The sequence below is a fragment of the Variovorax beijingensis genome, from assembly GCF_003951285.1.
In the GTDB taxonomy this organism is placed as follows: domain Bacteria; phylum Pseudomonadota; class Gammaproteobacteria; order Burkholderiales; family Burkholderiaceae_C; genus Variovorax; species Variovorax beijingensis.
This window is the reverse complement of the sequence record NZ_RXFQ01000005.1, coordinates 186773-203251: the sequence shown is the minus strand read 5'-3', so window position 1 is coordinate 203251 and position 16479 is coordinate 186773. Positions and strand designations below refer to the sequence as shown.

At 68.0% G+C, this 16479-nt stretch carries 15 protein-coding genes; 11 read left to right on the top strand and 4 right to left on the bottom strand.

The genetic code is table 11. The features are described from left to right. Positions 1–2 precede the first annotated feature (2 nt). From glyS to EJO66_RS10330, 4 genes are read left to right on the top strand one after another with little or no spacing between them, the layout of a single operon-like run. Complete coding sequence (gene glyS, locus EJO66_RS10345; protein ID WP_125965229.1) at positions 3–2141, top strand: glycine--tRNA ligase subunit beta; 2139 nt, start codon at positions 3–5, stop codon at positions 2139–2141. A 22-nt stretch (positions 2142–2163) separates the two neighbouring features. Further along, complete coding sequence (gmhB, locus tag EJO66_RS10340; protein WP_124958792.1) at positions 2164–2757, top strand: D-glycero-beta-D-manno-heptose 1,7-bisphosphate 7-phosphatase; 594 nt, start codon at positions 2164–2166, stop codon at positions 2755–2757. Further along, complete coding sequence (locus EJO66_RS10335) at positions 2757–3530, top strand: lysophospholipid acyltransferase family protein (RefSeq protein ID WP_125965228.1); 774 nt, start codon at positions 2757–2759, stop codon at positions 3528–3530. Before gmhB ends, EJO66_RS10335 begins: the two co-directional genes overlap by 1 nt. 26 nt (positions 3531–3556) lie before the next feature. Next, positions 3557–4534 (top strand): M48 family metallopeptidase, encoded by a 978-nt coding sequence (locus tag EJO66_RS10330; protein WP_399281409.1) that lies wholly within the window; start codon positions 3557–3559, stop codon positions 4532–4534. Between the two features lie 54 nt (positions 4535–4588). On the opposite strand, the gene EJO66_RS10325 is transcribed toward EJO66_RS10330, so the two are convergent. The 4 genes from EJO66_RS10325 to EJO66_RS10310 all read right to left on the bottom strand — a co-directional run bounded on the left by EJO66_RS10325 (position 4589) and on the right by EJO66_RS10310 (position 8734). Further along, the gene (locus EJO66_RS10325; RefSeq protein WP_125965227.1) at positions 4589–5359 is read right to left on the bottom strand and encodes an SDR family oxidoreductase; all 771 of its coding nucleotides are present in this window, start codon (positions 5357–5359) and stop codon (positions 4589–4591) included. Positions 5360–5426: 67 nt separating this feature from the next. Continuing rightward, positions 5427–6338, bottom strand: a complete 912-nt coding sequence (locus EJO66_RS10320; RefSeq protein ID WP_125965226.1) for a pseudouridine synthase — start codon at positions 6336–6338, stop codon at positions 5427–5429. Continuing rightward, the gene (locus EJO66_RS10315; protein ID WP_125965225.1) at positions 6335–7645 is read right to left on the bottom strand and encodes a leucine-rich repeat-containing protein kinase family protein; all 1311 of its coding nucleotides are present in this window, start codon (positions 7643–7645) and stop codon (positions 6335–6337) included. Before EJO66_RS10315 ends, EJO66_RS10320 begins: the two co-directional genes overlap by 4 nt. Before the next feature lie 9 nt (positions 7646–7654). Further along, positions 7655–8734 (bottom strand): MBL fold metallo-hydrolase, encoded by a 1080-nt coding sequence (locus EJO66_RS10310; RefSeq protein ID WP_124958787.1) that lies wholly within the window; start codon positions 8732–8734, stop codon positions 7655–7657. Between the two features lie 120 nt (positions 8735–8854). On the opposite strand from EJO66_RS10310, the gene EJO66_RS10305 reads away from it, so the two are divergent. The 7 genes from EJO66_RS10305 to EJO66_RS10275 all read left to right on the top strand — a co-directional run bounded on the left by EJO66_RS10305 (position 8855) and on the right by EJO66_RS10275 (position 16471). Next, positions 8855–9253 (top strand): MerR family transcriptional regulator, encoded by a 399-nt coding sequence (locus EJO66_RS10305; protein WP_124958786.1) that lies wholly within the window; start codon positions 8855–8857, stop codon positions 9251–9253. Between the two features lie 38 nt (positions 9254–9291). Continuing rightward, positions 9292–10056: a carbonate dehydratase gene (can, locus tag EJO66_RS10300; RefSeq protein WP_124958785.1), complete on the top strand. Its 765-nt coding sequence runs from the start codon at positions 9292–9294 to the stop codon at positions 10054–10056. Positions 10057–10060: 4 nt separating this feature from the next. Continuing rightward, on the top strand, positions 10061–11881 hold the full coding sequence (gene aceK, locus EJO66_RS10295; RefSeq protein ID WP_124958784.1) for a bifunctional isocitrate dehydrogenase kinase/phosphatase: 1821 nt from the start codon (positions 10061–10063) through the stop codon (positions 11879–11881). A 62-nt stretch (positions 11882–11943) separates the two neighbouring features. After that, on the top strand, positions 11944–13128 hold the full coding sequence (locus tag EJO66_RS10290; RefSeq protein ID WP_125965224.1) for an acetyl-CoA C-acyltransferase: 1185 nt from the start codon (positions 11944–11946) through the stop codon (positions 13126–13128). Between the two features lie 85 nt (positions 13129–13213). Continuing rightward, complete coding sequence (locus EJO66_RS10285; RefSeq protein WP_124958782.1) at positions 13214–14464, top strand: glutamate carboxypeptidase; 1251 nt, start codon at positions 13214–13216, stop codon at positions 14462–14464. Positions 14465–14504: 40 nt separating this feature from the next. Next, entirely contained in the window at positions 14505–15635 is a 1131-nt protein-coding gene (locus tag EJO66_RS10280; protein ID WP_124958781.1) for an acyl-CoA dehydrogenase family protein, read from the top strand. 8 nt (positions 15636–15643) lie between these two features. Next, on the top strand, positions 15644–16471 hold the full coding sequence (locus EJO66_RS10275) for a metallophosphoesterase (RefSeq protein ID WP_125965223.1): 828 nt from the start codon (positions 15644–15646) through the stop codon (positions 16469–16471). Positions 16472–16479 lie beyond the last annotated feature (8 nt).

Here is a 16479-nt window from a genome sequence, read left to right as displayed (position 1 = left end):
CGATGACGAGCGTGCAAAAGAACCTGTTGGTCGAACTCTTCGTCGAAGAGCTGCCGCCCAAGGCGCTGAAGAAACTCGGCGATGCCTTCGCCGGCGTGCTGCGCGACCAGCTCGTGGCCCAGGGGCTCGCCGAGCCCGCCTCGGTGCTCACGGCCTATGCGTCGCCGCGCCGCCTCGCTGCGCACCTCACGCACGTGGCCGAGCGCGCCGTCGACAAGGCCGTCTCGCAAAAGCTCATGCCCGTGGCCGTGGGGCTCGACGCCTCCGGCCAGCCCACGCCCGCCCTGCTCAAGCGGCTTGCCGCGCTGGGCGCCGACGCCTCGGCCGTGCCCGGCCTGAAGCGCGCGATGGACGGCAAGGCCGAAGCGCTGTTCTACGAAAGCACCGCCAAGGGCGCAACGCTGGCTGAAGGCCTGCAGAAGGCGCTGGCCGAGGCCATCGCCAAGCTGCCGATTCCCAAGGTGATGAGCTACCAGCTCGAAAGCGGCTGCGAGCTGCCCGGCTGGAGCAGCGTGAGCTTCGTGCGCCCCGCGCATGGCCTGGTGGCGCTGCATGGCGATGCCGTGGTGCCGGTCGAGGCGCTCGGCCTGAAGGCCGGCCGCGAAACCCACGGCCACCGCTTCGAGGCGGCCGTCGATCCCGTGGTGCTGCGCGACGCCAACAGCTATGCGCTGCAGATGCAGGACGAGGGCGCGGTCATCGCGAGCTTCGAAGCGCGCCGCACCGAGATCGCGCGCCAGCTCGCGGCCGCGGCCGTGCGGGTCGGCGGCGCCGCCGTGCCCATTCATGACGACGCGCTGCTCGACGAAGTGACCGCGCTGGTCGAGCGGCCCAACGTGCTGGTCTGCAGCTTCGAGCGAGAATTCCTCGAAGTGCCGCAGGAGTGCCTCATCCTCACGATGAAGGCCAACCAGAAGTACTTTCCGCTGCTCGACGCCTCGAACAGGCTCACCAACAAGTTCCTGGTCGTCAGCAACATCAGCCCCGAGGACGCGAGCGCGGTGGTCGGCGGCAACGAGCGCGTGGTGCGCCCGCGCCTGGCCGACGCCAAGTTCTTCTTCGACCAGGACCGCAAGAAGTCGCTGGCCTCGCGCGTCGAATCGCTGGGCAAGGTGGTCTACCACAACAAGCTCGGCACCCAGGGCGAGCGTGTCGAACGCGTGATGCGCATTGCGCGCGGCATCGCCGAAAAGCTCGGCGCCGCCGCGCTCATCGCGCATGCCGTGCAGGCCGCGCAACTGGCCAAGGCCGACCTGGTGACCGACATGGTCGGCGAGTTCCCGGAGCTGCAGGGCACCATGGGCCGCTACTACGCGCTGCACGACGGCCTGTCTGCCGAAGTGGCCGACGCGATCGAAGACCACTACAAGCCGCGCTTTGCCGGCGACGAGCTGCCGCGCAACAGCGTGGGCCTGGTGGTCGCGCTGGCCGACAAGCTCGAGACGCTGGTCGGCATGTTCGGCATCGGCAACCTGCCCACCGGCGACCGCGACCCCTTCGCGCTGCGCCGCCATGCGCTCGGCGTGATCCGCATGCTGATCGAGAAAGACCTGCCGCTGAAGCTCGACGCGCTGCTGCAGGACGCCGCCGCGCAGTTCAAGGACATCGGCGGCTTCGACACCGGCAAGGCCACGGCCGAGCTGCAGGACTTCATCCTCGACCGGCTGGCCGGCAGCCTGCGCGAGCAGGGCGCCAGCGCGCAGGAAGTCGACGCCGTGCTGGCGCCGCGGCCGCAGCGCCTGGGCGAGGTGCCCAAGCTGCTGGCGGCGGTGCGCGCCTTTGCCGCGCTGCCCGCCGCCGCCGCGCTGGCCGCCGCCAACAAGCGCATCGGCAACATCCTCAAGAAGGCGCCCGAAGCCGACGCGCATGTCAGCGAGCTGCTGCTGCAGGAGCCCGCCGAGAAGGCGCTGCATGCCGCCATGGCCGAGGTCGTGCCCGCCGCCAACACCCAGTTCGATGCCGGCGACTACACCGCCTCGCTGCAGACCCTGGCCGCGCTGCGCGAGCCGGTCGATGCCTTCTTCGACGGCGTGATGGTCAATGCCGAACAGGCCGACCTGCGCCTCAACCGGCTCGGCCTGCTGATGTCGCTGCACGCCGCGATGAACCGCGTGGCGCAGCTCGAGCGGCTGGCTGCTTGATCATCCCCCCGGCGACCTCACGATGGGCGGCACTGCCATGAAACTCGTCATCCTCGACCGCAACGGCACGATCAACGTGCACCGCGAGGACTTCGTCAAGAGCGACATCGAGTGGACGCCGCTGCCCGGTGCGCTCGAGGCCGTGGCCCGGCTCAACCATGCGGGCTGGCATGTGGTGATCGCGTCCAACCAGTCGGGCCTGGGCCGCGGGCTGTTCGACATGGCCTCGCTCAACGCCATGCACGCCAAGATGCACAAGATGCTCGCGGCCGTGGGCGGGCGGGTCGATGCGGTCTTCTATTGCCCGCACAGCCCCGACGAGGGCTGCGAATGCCGCAAGCCCGCGCCGGGCCTGTTCCGCCAGATCGGCGACCGCTACGGCATCGACCTGAAGGACGTGCCCACCGCGGGCGACAGCCTGCGCGACCTGCAGGCCGGCGCGGCCGCCGGCTGCGAGCCGCACCTGCTTCTCACCGGCATGGGCGCGGCCTGCCGCGGCGTCAGTCCGCTGCCCCCCGAATACCCGGCGAACACCCTGGTTCACGAGAACCTCGCCGCCTTTGTCGACTTTTTGCTTGCGCGCGAAGCGCAGGCTGCACTGCAGGTGGCTGTCTGATGGCATTGATCCGTTCCGTTCTCCATGCCCTGTGGATGCTCGTCACCGTGGTGCCCTGGGGCATCATCATGTGCGTCAGTTCGCTCTGGAAGCGCGGCATCCCGCTCTACTGGATGGCGGTGCAGTGGCTCAGCTGGGCCATCGGCGGCGCGCGGGTGCTGCTGGGCATCCAGACCCGCGTGACCGGCATGGAAAACCTGCCCGCCGACAAGCTGGCCGGCGCGGTCCTGCTGGTGAAGCACCAGTCGACCTTCGAGACCTTCCTGATGCCCACGCTGATGCCGCATCCGCTGGCCTTCGTGTTCAAGAAGGAACTGATCTACGTGCCCTTCTTCGGCTGGGCGATGGCCCGGCTCGACATGATCCACATCGACCGCAGCCAGCGCGCGCAGGCCTTCAACAAGGTCGTGAACCAGGGCCGCAAGCTGCTTGCGCAGGGCATCTGGATCATCATGTTTCCCGAGGGCACCCGCATTCCGCGTGGCCAGAGGGGCACCTACAAGAGCGGCGGCACGCGCCTCGCATGCGAGACCGGCGTGCCGGTGATCCCGGTGGCCGTCACCTCGGCCAAGGTCTGGCCGCGCAAGGCCTTCATCAAGCGCCCCGGTGTGGTCGACGTGTCGATCGGCCCGGCCATTCCCAGCGTGGGCCGCAGGCCCGACGAGCTGATGCGCGAGGTCGAGGCCTGGATCGAATCCGAGATGCGTCGGCTCGACCCCGAGGCGTACCGCGACAGCCTGCCGCTGCCGCAGGCGCCGCGAGAGGCGCGCTGAAGAAGAAAAAAAAGAAAGAACCCGAGATGCGGGGACTGCTTCAGTTCACGATGGACCTGTTCGAAGGGCTGGGCAACGAGTTTGCGCCGGCCAATCCGAGCGAGCCGCGCGGCAAGAAGGTCAGGAAAAAGGCGGCGCCGCCGGCCGTGCCCGCACCCCCGGTGGCCGATGCGCAGCAAGGCAGGGCCGGAGACGCCGGTCCCGCGCAGCCCGCCGTCCCGCTGCGCGACACGCTTGCGCTCGCGAGCTTCGTGCACCCGCAGGCCACGCGCGAAGCGGTGCTGGGATCGGCGCGCGTGGCCTACGAGTTCAAGCGCGGCAAGCGCAAGACCATCGGCTTCCTTGTGGGTGCCGAAGGCCTGTCGGTGCGCGCGCCGCGCTGGGTCACGCTGCGCGACGTCGATGCCGCCATCCAGGAAAAGGCCGGCTGGATCCTGCGCAAGCTGCTGGAGACGCAGCAGCGCCACGCGCGCGTCGAGGCCACGCGCATCGACTGGAAGGACGGCGCGGAGTTTCCGTTCATGGGCGAGACGGTCGTGATCCGCCTCGATCCGAAGCACGGCTTTGCAAGCGTGGGCGGCACGCTCGATGCGAGCGACGACGGCATCGGGCCGCGCACTTTGCGCCTGGCCGTGGCGCAGAACGCCGAAGCCTCGCAGATCCGCGATGCCGCCCAGGCCTGGCTCATGCGGCAGGCGCGCCGGCTCTTCATCGAGCGGCTCGACCACTTCGCGCCGCGGCTCGGGGTGCGGTGGCAGAAGCTGTCGCTCTCGAATGCCGCGACTCGTTGGGGGAGCGCGAGCGCGGATGGGTCGATCCGGCTGAACTGGCGCCTGATCCACTTTCGCCTGCCGGTGATCGACTATGTGGTGGCGCATGAGCTGGCCCATCTGCGGGTGATGGACCACTCGCAGCGGTTCTGGGACACGGTGGAGAGCGTGGTGCCGGACTATGGCCTGCTCCGGCAGCAGCTCAAGGATGAGGCTGTGCCTCGGTGGTCTTGATCGCTTGCTTTTTTCCGGGGCCGGGGCGAGACCCGGCCCCCCACCTCAAAAAAATCACCGGGCGTGCGTAACCCCCCCATCCACCACCAACGTAGACCCCATCACATAGTCCCCCGCCCGGGAGGCGAGATAGATGGCCGCCCCCGCCATGTCCTCGGGCACCCCGATGCGCCCCGCGGGAATCCGCTCCTTCACCTCGTCGCCATGGTCGCGCGCGAGCTTGTTCATGTCCGAGGCAAACGCCCCGGGCGCAATCGCGCTCACCACGATCCGGTCTTGCGCGAGCCGCAGCGCCATGCGCCGCGTGAGCTGGATCAGGCCGGCCTTGCTTGCGGCATAAGAGTACGTCTCCTGCGGATTCACCGAGATGCCGTCGATGGACGCAATGTTGATCACCTTCGCAAGGTGGTCGGTCGCCGCTTTCTTGAGCATCGGCGTCAGCGCCTGGGTCAGGAAGAAGGGCGTCTTCAGGTTCAGGTCGACCACCTTGTCCCAGCCGCTCTCGGGAAATTCGTCGTACGGCGCGCCCCAGGCCGCGCCGGCGTTGTTGACCAGGATGTCGAGCGCGTCCTCATGCTTCGCATAGGCAGCGACCAGCGCCTGCGCGCCTTCCAGCGTGGACACGTCGGCCGGCAGCGACACGCAATGGCCGAAGGCCGAAAGCGCCTTGGCGGTCTGGTCGCAGGCCGCGGCCTTGCGCGCCGAGATGTACACGCGCGCGCCCTGGGCCAGGAAGCCCTCGGCAATCATGCGGCCGATGCCGCGTGAGCCGCCGGTGATCAAGGCGCTGCGGCCCTTCAGCGAGAAGAGTTGGGTGGTGTCCATGGTGCGGGTGTCTCCTGAATGAAAGTTTTCAGGAAACGAGCTTAGTGCGCGGCGTGCCCGCGGGGCGTCACCTTGGCGGCAGTGCCAGGCTTCGGGGGCTCGTGAAGCTGCGCCGCTCGCCGCTCACCGGGTCCTCGAACGCCACCGACTTGGCCAGCAGCTGCAATGGCTTGTCGAAGTCGTCGCTGTCGGGCGGCAGCAGCACGGGATAGAACGGATCGTTCACGATCGGCATGCCCAGCGCCATGCAATGCACCCGCAGCTGGTGCTTGCGGCCGGTGACCGGTGAAAGCTCCAGCAGGGCGTGCCCGCCCACCGTCTTCCGCAGCGTGATGCGCGTTTCCGAATTGGGCTCGCCGGCCTCTTCCTTCACGCGCATGAAGTGGTCGTCGTCGACCAGCCGGCTGCGGTAGGTGCCGGGCACCGAGGACACGCCCGGCCGCCACGGCACCACGGCCTCGTAGTGCTTGTCGATGCGGCGCTCCGGGAACATGGCCTGGTAGGCGCCGCGCGTTTCGGGGCGCACCGAAAACAGCACCAGCCCCGCCGTGCTGCGGTCGATGCGATGCAGCGGCACCAGGTCGTCGAGCTTCAGCTTGCGCTTGAGCCGCACCAGCAGGCTCTCCTGCAGGTACTTGCCGGTGGGGGTCACGGGCAGGAAAGGGGGCTTGTCCGCGACCACGAGCTGGTCGTCCTGGAACAGCACCTGCTCGTCGAAGGGAATGCGCGCCTCGGCATCGAGCGTGCGGTAGTAGTACACGCGCAATGGCGCCTGGTAGCGGCGCTGCGCGGTCACGGGCACGCCGTGCTCGTCGACCACGTCGCGGGCCTCCATGCGGGCCATCCAGGCTTCGCGCGTGATCGCCGGAAAGCGTTCGATCAGGAACTCGGCGATGGTGGGCCATTCGCCTTGCGGAAGGCCGACGCAGCTCGGGCCGACGCCGTCGCGCGTGGGCAGGGGCAGGCGCTGACCCGTCATGGCGAGAGCTCGCCCTGGAGCAGCGCCAAGGCTTCGGCGAACGAAGGCCGCGCGGACACATCGGCCTGCAGGCAGCGGTCCTTCAGCGCCACCATGGCCTGCGGCGGCGCATCGCTGCAGCGCTCGAGCAGTTCTTCCAGCAGGCAGCCGAAGGCGCGCATCTCCAGCCGCTGCAGTGCCTGGGCCTGCGGCGCGTCGAGCGCGCCGGTCATCCAGGCCGCGCCGAAGTCGCCCAGCAGTCCGCCGCCCTGCGCGTTCCAGAGGATGTTGTGCGCGTAGAGGTCGCCGTGCAGGACGCCGCGCGCATGCAGGTGCTGCATGGCGGACGCGATGTCGCGGGCGATGCGCAATGCCACGCCGGAAGTCCACTGCGCATCGTCCGCATAGACGTCGCGCGTGCAGGATGCGAGGCTCGGCGGGCCGGCGAGCGTGCGGAAAGACGGATCCACCAGCGCCATGACCAGGCCCTGGGTGCCGTCGGGGTGGCCGTCGATCCGGCCTTGCGCGGCGATCAGCGTCGGATGCGCGCCGGCTGCGATGCTGGCGGCCATCTCGCTGTGCGGCCAGCCGTCGCTGGTGACCGCGCCCTTGAACAGCTTGACGGCCACCGGCTGCGACGCGGGGCCCAGCGCCGCCTGGTGGATGACCCCCGATGCACCTTCGCCGAGCTTTGGGCCAAGCTTCAGCTCGGGCCAGTCGACATGCGGCACCGACTGCGCGGCGATGGCTGCCTGCTCGGCCTGCATGTCGAAGGGGTTGCCTGCGCCCGCGAGCCACGACAGGCGCGGCAGCGCAAGCAGCCATGCGGGCAGCGCCTCGAAGTCATTGGCCGAAATGCGCAGCAGCTCGAGCCGGCTGCAGGCCGCCAGCGATTCCGGCAGCGCACGCAGCCGGTTGCCGGCCAGCATGAGCTTCTGCATGGCGGCGCATTGGCCCAGTGCCTCGGGCAGGGTCTCGATCTGGTTGTCCGTGAGGATCAGCCAGCGCAGCGCCGGCAGCTGCAGCGCGGCGGCAGGCACGGTGCGGATGCGGTTGGCCTTGAACCCGACCATCTCCAGCGCCTGGCACTGGCCGATGGATTCGGGCAGCTGCGCGAAGCGGTTGTCGGAGCAGAACAGCACGCGCAGGCGGTGCAGCCGGCCGAGGTCGCCCGGCAGCGCGTCGAGCGCATTGCCGGAGAGATTCAGGGTCTCGAGCGAATCGGCCAGGTCGAAGATCTCGCGCGGAAACTCGGTGAGTCCGCACGAGAGATCGATTCGTCTTGCGCCTGCCAGCCGGCCCGCGCGCAGCTCAGCCAGCGTGTCCATCCGCCGAGTCTAAGGGGCCTTGGCCGCGGTGCTTCGGGGTCCGAAGCGGTAGATGCCATCCTCGCCCAGTTCGCGCCGGACCTGGCCTGCGAACCACAGCAGGTGCAGGTGCGCCACGGTCTCGCCCATCGCGAAGGTCATCTGGTGCAGGTCGAGTTCGCGCTTGAACAGGATGGGCAGGCCCTCGGCCGCGGTGAGCGGGCGCGCGGTGCAGGCTTCGAGCAGTTCGGCCAGGCGGTCGCGGTGGTGCTCCTGCAGCTGGTCGACGCGGCGGTGAATGCCCGTGAACGGCTTGCCGTGCGAAGGCAGGCCCAGCGTGTCGGCCGGCAGCGCCTTGAACTTGTCGATGCTGTCCAGGAAGAGCCGCAGCGAGTTGGCCTCGGGCTCGCCCGCGTGCACGCTCACGTTGGTCGAGATGCGCGGCAGCATCATGTCGCCGCCCAGCAGCAGCTTGAGTTCGTCGCAGTACAGCGCGATGTGCTCGGGCGCGTGGCCGTAGCCGCTGATGCAGCGCCAGGCGTGGCCGTTGATGGCCACGGTGTCGCCATCCATCATGCGCGTGAAGCGGTCGGGTACGGAGGGCACCATGTTGGCGTAGTAGTTGGTGCGGGCGCGGATCTTGGCCACCGCCTCGGGGTCGACGAGGCCGTGCGAGGCGAAGAAGCGCGCCGCCGCGTCGCCGCCCGCCAGCGTGTCGCCGGCGGTGCTCAGCACGCGCGCCACGTGGTAGTCGGTCGAGCTGATCCACAGCGGCGCGTTCCAGCGCGTGCACAGCCACTCGGCCAGGCCGATGTGGTCGGGGTGCATGTGGGTGACGATCACGCGCAGGATCGGCAGGCCCTGCAGCTGCGTTTCGAACACCTGCTCCCACTGCGCGCGGGCTTCATCGTGTGCGATGCAGCAATCGACCACCGTCCAGCCTTCGACGCCGTCGAGGCTGTCGCGCAGCAGCCAGAGGTTGATGTGGTCGAGCGCGAACGGCAGCCGCATGCGGATCCATCGCACGCCCGGCGCGACTTCCAGTGCTTCGCCGGGGGCGGGCAGGGTGTCGCCCAGGGGGTAGTGGAGTTCGCGTTCGAGGAGGTTCATGTAAGATTGACGTTTACGTAAACGTCATGGGTTGAGGGCATCATTGTAGGCAGAGCGGGGCCATCCTGCTGTCGCCACGGCAACGCCCCCCCAGACGGCTTTTCGACAGATTGCAGTCCAATGTCCGCGCCAACCTTCACCATCAGCCAGCTCGCGAAGGAGTTCGATCTCACGACGCGCGCCATCCGCTTCTACGAAGACATGGGGCTGCTGACGCCGGAACGCGCGGGCGTGCAGCGCGTCTACAGCGCGCGCGACCGGGCGCGGCTCACGCTCACGCTGCGTGCCAAGCGCCTGGGCCTGAGCCTGACCGAGGCCAGGGACATCCTCGACATGTACGACAGCCCGCGCGACACCGTGCCGCAGCTGCAGAAGTTCCTTGGCGTACTGGGTGCGCACCGTGCCCAGCTCGAATCGCAGCTGGCCGAGCTGCAGGCCAACCTGGCGGAAGTGCGCGAGCACGAGAAAAAGGGCCGCGCGGCCCTGGCCAGGGCGCAGAAAGCGGCCAGGACCGCCTGAGATCCCGACCGAACCACGACTCATCGACAATCACGCCCATGTCCGACACTCTTGATGACCTGTTTGCCCACAACCGTGCCTGGTCCGCACAGATGGAACGCGACCGGCCCGGCTTCTTCACCAGCCTGGTGAAGCAGCAGACGCCGCGCTACATGTGGATCGGCTGCTCCGACAGCCGCGTGCCCGCCAACCAGATCACCGGCCTGGAGCCGGGCGAGGTGTTCGTGCACCGCAACGTCGCCAACATCGTGGTGCACTCCGACCTCAACGCGCTCTCGGCGATCCAGTTCGCGGTCGAGCACCTGAAGGTCGAGCACATCATGGTGGTCGGCCACTACGGCTGCGCCGGCGTGAAGGCGGCGCTCAGCGGCAAGCGCATCGGCCTGGCCGACAACTGGATCCGCCACATCCAGGACGTGCGCGACCGCCACGCCGTGATGCTCGACACCCTGCCCGAGGACGTGCGCGTCGATGCGCTGTGCGAACTCAACGTGGCCGAGCAGGTGGTCAACGTGGCCGTCAGCACCGTGATGGTCGATGCCTGGGGCCGCGGCCAGAAGGTCAAGATCCACGGCTGGACCTTCGGTGTGCACGACGGCCTGCTGCAGGACCTGGGCCTGAACGTCGATGGCGCGAAGCCGCTCGACGCGGTCTACAAGGCCGCGGTGCAGCGCATCCGCTACAAGTGGAGCAAGCCCCTGGGTGCCTCGCCGTCGGCGCAGGCCGGGGCCGATGGGACGGAAGCCATCGCAGCGCCCCCGGTCGACCCGATCGGCGAAAGCACCGGAACGAAAACCGGCTGAACCCATGTTCCCGCAGCGTCTCGATTCACCGCTGGCCTACGACATCGCCAAGGCGATGATCGACGGGTTCAATCGCCACTACACGCTGTTCCGCGCCGAATCGGCGCGCGCCAAGCACCGCTTCGAAACGGCCGACTGGCACGGCCAGCAGCGCGCGCAGCGCGAGCGCATCGAGTTCTACGACATGCGCGTGAACGAGGCCGTGGCCCGGCTCGAGAAGGAATTCAAGGCCGGCGACCAGCCGATGGAGGTGTGGCACCAGGTCAAGCTGCACTTCATCGGCCTGCTGGTGGACCACCACCAGCCCGAGCTGGCCGAGAGCTTCTTCAATTCGGTGACCACGAAGATCCTGCACCGGGCCTACTTCCAGAACGACTTCATCTTCGTTCGCCCGGCCATCAGCACCGAGTACATCGAGCCGCGCGGCGCGCCCACGTACAGGCCCTACTACCCTTCGCACGACACGCTGGCCGACACCATCGAGCAGATGCTGGACGACTACGGCCTGCAGGGCAGCTTTGCCAACAAGCGGCGCGACGCCGAGCGCGTGGCGCACGCCATCATGGGGCGCTTCCACCAGGTGAAGCTGCGCGCCAACTTCCAGCTGCAGGTGCTCTCGGGGCTGTTCTACCGCAACAAGGGCGCCTACGTGGTCGGCAAGATCATGAACGGCTTCGTCGAGCTCCCGTTCTCGCTGCCGATCCTGCACGACAGCCAGGGCCGGTTCTACGTGGACGCGGCGCTCTTCGGCGAGGACGACCTGCAGATGCTCTTCAGCTTTGCGCGCGCCTACTTCATGGTCGACATGGAAGTGCCCTCGGCCTGCGTGCAGTTCCTGCGCTCGCTCATGCCGCGCAAGCCGCGCGCCGAAATCTACAACGCGCTGGGCCTCGCCAAGCAGGGCAAGACGCTGTTCTACCGCGACTTCCTCTCGCACCTGAACTACTCGAGCGACCGCTTCCGCATTGCGCCCGGCATCAAGGGCATGGTCATGCTGGTGTTCGACCTGCCCTCGTTCCCCTTCGTGTTCAAGGTCATCAAGGACTTCTATCCGCCGCAGAAGGACACCACGCGCGAGCAGATCAAGGGCAAGTACATGCTCGTGAAGCAGCATGACCGCGTGGGCCGCATGGCCGACACGCTGGAATACAGCGACGTGGGTTTTCCGCTCGACCGCTTCGAGCCCGAGCTGATCGAGGAGATCCGCAAGTTCGCGCCCAGCCAGCTCGAGATCGGCGACCGCGACGGCAACGGGGAGATGGAGCTCGTGCTCAAGCACGTCTACATCGAGCGCCGCATGATCCCGCTCAACATCTTCCTGCAGGAGGCCTTCGACACGCTGGCCAACCCCGAAAGCCCGGCGCATGCCAGGCGCGCGAAGGAGCAGCTCGAGCATGCGGTGGTCGAGTACGGCAACGCCATCAAGGACATGGTGGCGGCCAACATCTTTCCGGGCGACATGCTGTGGAAGAACTTCGGCGTCACGCGCGGCGGCAAGGTGGTGTTCTACGACTACGACGAGATCGAATACATCACCGACTGCCAGTTCCGCAAGGTGCCCGCTGCGCGCAACGAGGAGGACGAGATGAGCGGCGAGGTCTGGTATTCGGTGGGCCCGAAGGACGTGTTCCCCGAGACCTTCGGGCCTTTCCTGCTCGGCAACGACGCGGTGCGCGAAGCCTTCATGGCGCACCATGCCGACCTGCTCGACGCTGCCTTCTGGCAGCACCACAAGGAACGCATCCGGGCCGGCCAGATGCTCGATGTGTTCCCGTACGAAGAGTCGCAGCGCTTTCCGCACGAGGGCCATGCGACCCATTTCTGATTGAGCCCCGGTCGGCGACGACCGCTTTCTTTCTTTCTTTCCACTTTCCGAAGGAGACCACCATGCCTGAATCCATCGTCATCGTCGGCGCCGCCCGCACCCCCATGGGGAGCTTCCAGGGCGACTTCTCTTCCCTCTCGGCGCACGACCTCGGCGGCGCCGCCATCAAGGCCGCCGTGGAGCGCGCGGGCATTGCGCCCGACAGCGTGGGCGAAGTGCTGTTCGGCAACTGCCTGATGGCCGGCCAGGGCCAGGCGCCGGCGCGCCAGGCGGCCTACAAGGGCGGCCTGCCCGACAGCGCGGGCGCGGTCACGCTCAGCAAGATGTGCGGCTCGGCCATGAAGGCCGCGATGCTCGCGCACGACCTGCTGCTGGCAGGCACGCACGAGGTGATGGTGGCCGGCGGCATGGAAAGCATGACCAACGCGCCCTACCTCATGCTCAAGGGCCGCGGCGGCTACCGCATGGGCCATGACCGCATCTTCGACCACATGATGCTCGACGGCCTGGAAGACGCCTACCAGCCGGGCCGCTCCATGGGCACCTTCGGCGAGGATTGCGCCGCCAAGTACAAGTTCACGCGCGAGCAGCAGGACGCCTTCGCCATCGCCAGCGTGCAGCGCGCCAAGGCCGCCACCGAATCCGGTGCGTTCAAGGACGAGATCACGCCCGTCACCGTGAAGGGCCGCGGCGGCGACACCGTCGTTTCCATCGACGAAGGTCCGGGCAAGGTCAAGCTCGACAAGATCGCCACGCTCAAGCCCGCGTTCAAGAAGGAGAACGGCACCATCACCGCCGCCTCGAGCTCGTCGATCAACGACGGCGCCGCGGCGCTGGTGATGATGACCGAGTCGCACGCGAAGAAGATCGGCGCCAGGCCGATCGCCCGCATCGTCGGCCACGCCACGCACGCGCAGCAGCCCGAGTGGTTCTCCACCGCGCCGGTGGGCGCCGTGGCCAAGCTGTTCAAGAAGACCGGCTGGACCGTCAAGGACGTGGACCTGTGGGAAGTGAACGAGGCTTTCGCGGTGGTGCCGATGGCGCTGATGCACGAGCTCGACGTGTCGCACGAGATCGTCAACGTGAACGGCGGCGCCTGCGCGCTGGGCCACCCGATCGGCGCCAGCGGCGCGCGCATCATGGTCACGCTGATCCATGCGCTGAAGGCGCGCGGCAAGAAGCGCGGCGTGGCCACGCTGTGCATCGGCGGCGGCGAAGGCACCGCCGTGGCACTCGAGTTGCTTTAACAAAAACAACCGCCGCAAGCGCCCCCTGCCGGGGCGCTTCGTGGTTTTTCTCTCTACGAATACTGCAGACGCCAGGAGATTCTTCATGCGCCCATTCAATCAACGCACCCTGCTCGCAGCCCTGCTGGCCGCCGCCTTGCTGGCGCCAGCCGCCGGCTGGGCGCAGAAGCGCGACAACGTGCTGTTCCAGGCCGCCACCGATGCGCAGCCCGCAGTGCTCAAGACGCTGGAGCAGCTGGTCAACATCGAAACCGGCACGGGCGATGCCGAAGGCATTGCGGCCGCGGGGAACTACCTCGAGGGCGAGCTCAGGAATCTTGGTTTCACCGTCACGCGCAGCAAGTCGGCCGGCCTCGTGGTGGGCGACAACATCGTCGGCAAGCTCAAGGGCCGGGGCGGCAAGAACCTGCTGCTGATGTCGCACATGGACACCGTGTACCTCAAGGGCACGCTCGCCAAGGCGCCGTTCCGCATCGAAGGCAACAAGGCCTACGGCCCCGGCATTGCCGACGACAAGGGCGGCAATGCCGTCATCCTGCACACGCTGAAGCTGCTCAAGGATTACGGCGTGCGCGACTACGGCACCATCACCGTGCTGTTCAACACCGACGAGGAAAAGGGCTCCTTCGGTTCGCGCGACCTGATCCAGGAAGAAGCGAAGCAGGCCGACTACGTGCTCTCGTTCGAACCCACGAGCGCGGGCGACGAGAAGCTCTCGCTCGGCACTTCGGGCATTGCCTATGTGCAGGTCAGCATCACCGGCAAGGCCTCGCACGCGGGCGCCGCGCCCGACCTGGGCGTGAACGCGCTGGTCGAGGCGTCCGACCTCGTGCTGCGCACCATGAGCATCGACGACAAGGCCAAACACCTGCGCTTCAACTGGACCATGGCCAAGGCCGGCAACGTGTCGAACATCATTCCGGCCAGCGCCACGCTGAACGCCGACGTGCGCTACGCGCAGAACGAGGACTTCGAGGCCGCCATGAAGACGCTCGAAGAAAAGGCGCAGCAGAAGAAGCTGCCCGAATCCGATGTCAAGGTGGTGGTCACGCGCGGCCGCCCGGCCTTCAACGCCGGCGAAGGCGGCAGGAAGCTGGTCGACAAGGCCGTGGCCTACTACAAGGAAGCCGGCGGCACGCTGGGCGTGGAAGAGCGCACCGGCGGCGGCACCGACGCGGCCTACGCGGCGCTCTCGGGCAAGCCCGTGATCGAGAGCCTGGGCCTGCCGGGCTTCGGCTACCACAGCGACAAGGCCGAGTACGTCGACATCAGCGCGATTCCACGGCGCCTGTACATGGCGGCGCGGCTCATCATGGACCTGGGCGCCGGCAAGTAAGCAGGCAAGCAAGCAAGTAAAAAAGACAGGAGACCACGCCATGCTGCTCAGTGCCGACCAGGAAGCCATCCGCGACGCAGTGCGCGACTTTTCACAGGCCGAACTCTGGCCCAACGCCCCGCAATGGGACCGCGAGCACAGCTTCCCGAAGGAAGCGCACCAGGGCCTCGCGGCACTCGGCGCCTACGGCATCTGCGTGCCCGAGGAGCACGGCGGCGCGGGCCTCGACTACCTCACGCTCGCGCTGGTGCTCGAGGAGATCGCGGCTGGCGACGGCGGCACCAGCACCGCCATCAGCGTGACCAACTGCCCGGTCAACGCGATCCTCATGCGCTACGGCAACGCGCAGCAGAAGAAGCAGTGGCTCGAGCCGCTGGCGCAAGGCCGGATGCTCGGCGCCTTCTGCCTCACCGAGCCGCAGGCCGGCAGCGACGCATCGAGCCTGCGCACCACGGCGCGCAAGGACGGCGATGGCTACGTGATCGACGGCGTGAAGCAGTTCATCACCAGCGGCAAGAACGGCCAGGTCGCCATCGTCATCGCGGTGACCGACAAGGGCGCCGGCAAGCGCGGCATGAGCGCCTTCATCGTGCCCACCGACGCGCCCGGCTACAGCGTGGCGCGTCTCGAGGACAAGCTGGGCCAGCACAGCAGCGACACCGCGCAGATCAATTTCGACGGCTGCCGCATCCCGGCGGAAAACCTCATCGGCGCCGAGGGCGAGGGCTACAAGATTGCGCTGGGCGCACTCGAGGGCGGCCGCATCGGCATCGCCGCGCAGAGCGTGGGCATGGCGCGCAGCGCCTTCGACGTGGCGCTGGCCTATGCCAAGGAGCGCCAGGCCTTCGGCGGGGCGATCTTCGACCAGCAGGCCGTCGGTTTCAGGCTGGCCGAATGCGCCACGCAGCTCGAAGCCGCCCGCCAGCTCATCTGGCACGCCGCCAGCCTGCGCGACGCCGGCCAGCCCTGCCTCAAGGAAGCCGCCATGGCCAAGCTGTTCGCGAGCGAGATGGCCGAGCGCGTCTGCAGCGCCGCGATCCAGACGCTGGGCGGCTATGGCTACGTGAACGACTTTCCGCTCGAGCGCATCTACCGCGACGTGCGGGTGTGCCAGATCTACGAAGGCACGTCCGACATCCAGAAGCTGCTCATTCAACGCGCGCTGGCTTGAGCGCCGGCATGCGCCGCCGGCCGCCGGTGCTCCGGATCGCCGCGGCGGTCCTGCTGCCGGCGCTGGCCGTCTGGACAGTTGCCATCGAGCCGCGATGGGTCGCGGCACGCGTCGAGCCGTTGAGTTCGGCGCAATGGCAGGCGCCCGCCGGCCTCAAGGTGGCCATGGCGGGCGATTGGCATCTCACCACGCGCTCGGCGTGGCGCATTACCAGTGTGGAGCGCGCTGCACGCATCGTCGACGAGATCAATGCTGCACAACCCGATGTGATCCTGCTGCCCGGCGACTTTCTTGCGGGCTCGGGCGATGACGAAGACCTGTCCATCGAAGAAATGGCTGCCGTGCTGGGCCGCCTGAAAGCGCCGCAGGGCGTGTACGCGGTGCTCGGCAATCACGACTGGTGGCACGACGGCGAACGCACGGCGCACGCCTTGTCCGCAGAGGGCATCCGCGTGCTGGAGAACGCCTCGATGCGCCTGCCGGACCATGACATCTGGGTGGTCGGCATCGGCGACGACTCGACCGGCCATTCGCAGCCGGACAAGGCACTGGCCGGGGTGCCGAAGGGCGTCGCCACGCTGGTCATGATGCACGATCCCTTCAGCTTTTCGGCCATGCCGCCCACCCGGGGGCTGGTGGTGGCCGCGCACACGCACGGCGGGCAGATCAGCGTGCCGGGCTACGGCGCACTGGTGGTACCGGGGCGCGCGCCGCGCGAATGGGCCCATGGCTGGATCGCGCACAAGGACCGGCGCATGTACGTGACCAGCGGGCTGGGCGTGAGCATTCTCCCGGTGCGCTTCAACATGCGGCCCGAGTGGGTGATGTTCCAGTAAGGCCTTCA

Bases quoted from the DNA above. Each gene is read 5' to 3' on its own strand.
- EJO66_RS10335 (WP_125965228.1), top strand. From the start codon at position 2,757: ATGGCATTGATCCGTTCCGTTCTCCATGCCCTGTGGATGCTCGTCACC.
- EJO66_RS10325 (WP_125965227.1), bottom strand. From the start codon at position 5,359: ATGGACACCACCCAACTCTTCTCGCTGAAGGGCCGCAGCGCCTTGATC.
- gmhB (WP_124958792.1), top strand. From the start codon at position 2,164: ATGGGCGGCACTGCCATGAAACTCGTCATCCTCGACCGCAACGGCACG.
- EJO66_RS10290 (WP_125965224.1), top strand. From the start codon at position 11,944: ATGCCTGAATCCATCGTCATCGTCGGCGCCGCCCGCACCCCCATGGGG.
- EJO66_RS10280 (WP_124958781.1), top strand. From the start codon at position 14,505: ATGCTGCTCAGTGCCGACCAGGAAGCCATCCGCGACGCAGTGCGCGAC.
- can (WP_124958785.1), top strand. From the start codon at position 9,292: ATGTCCGACACTCTTGATGACCTGTTTGCCCACAACCGTGCCTGGTCC.
- EJO66_RS10285 (WP_124958782.1), top strand. From the start codon at position 13,214: ATGCGCCCATTCAATCAACGCACCCTGCTCGCAGCCCTGCTGGCCGCC.
- EJO66_RS10310 (WP_124958787.1), bottom strand. From the start codon at position 8,734: ATGAACCTCCTCGAACGCGAACTCCACTACCCCCTGGGCGACACCCTG.
- glyS (WP_125965229.1), top strand. From the start codon at position 3: ATGACGAGCGTGCAAAAGAACCTGTTGGTCGAACTCTTCGTCGAAGAG.
- EJO66_RS10305 (WP_124958786.1), top strand. From the start codon at position 8,855: ATGTCCGCGCCAACCTTCACCATCAGCCAGCTCGCGAAGGAGTTCGAT.
- EJO66_RS10320 (WP_125965226.1), bottom strand. From the start codon at position 6,338: ATGACGGGTCAGCGCCTGCCCCTGCCCACGCGCGACGGCGTCGGCCCG.
- EJO66_RS10275 (WP_125965223.1), top strand. From the start codon at position 15,644: ATGCGCCGCCGGCCGCCGGTGCTCCGGATCGCCGCGGCGGTCCTGCTG.
- EJO66_RS10315 (WP_125965225.1), bottom strand. From the start codon at position 7,645: ATGGACACGCTGGCTGAGCTGCGCGCGGGCCGGCTGGCAGGCGCAAGA.
- EJO66_RS10330 (WP_399281409.1), top strand. From the start codon at position 3,557: ATGCGGGGACTGCTTCAGTTCACGATGGACCTGTTCGAAGGGCTGGGC.
- aceK (WP_124958784.1), top strand. From the start codon at position 10,061: ATGTTCCCGCAGCGTCTCGATTCACCGCTGGCCTACGACATCGCCAAG.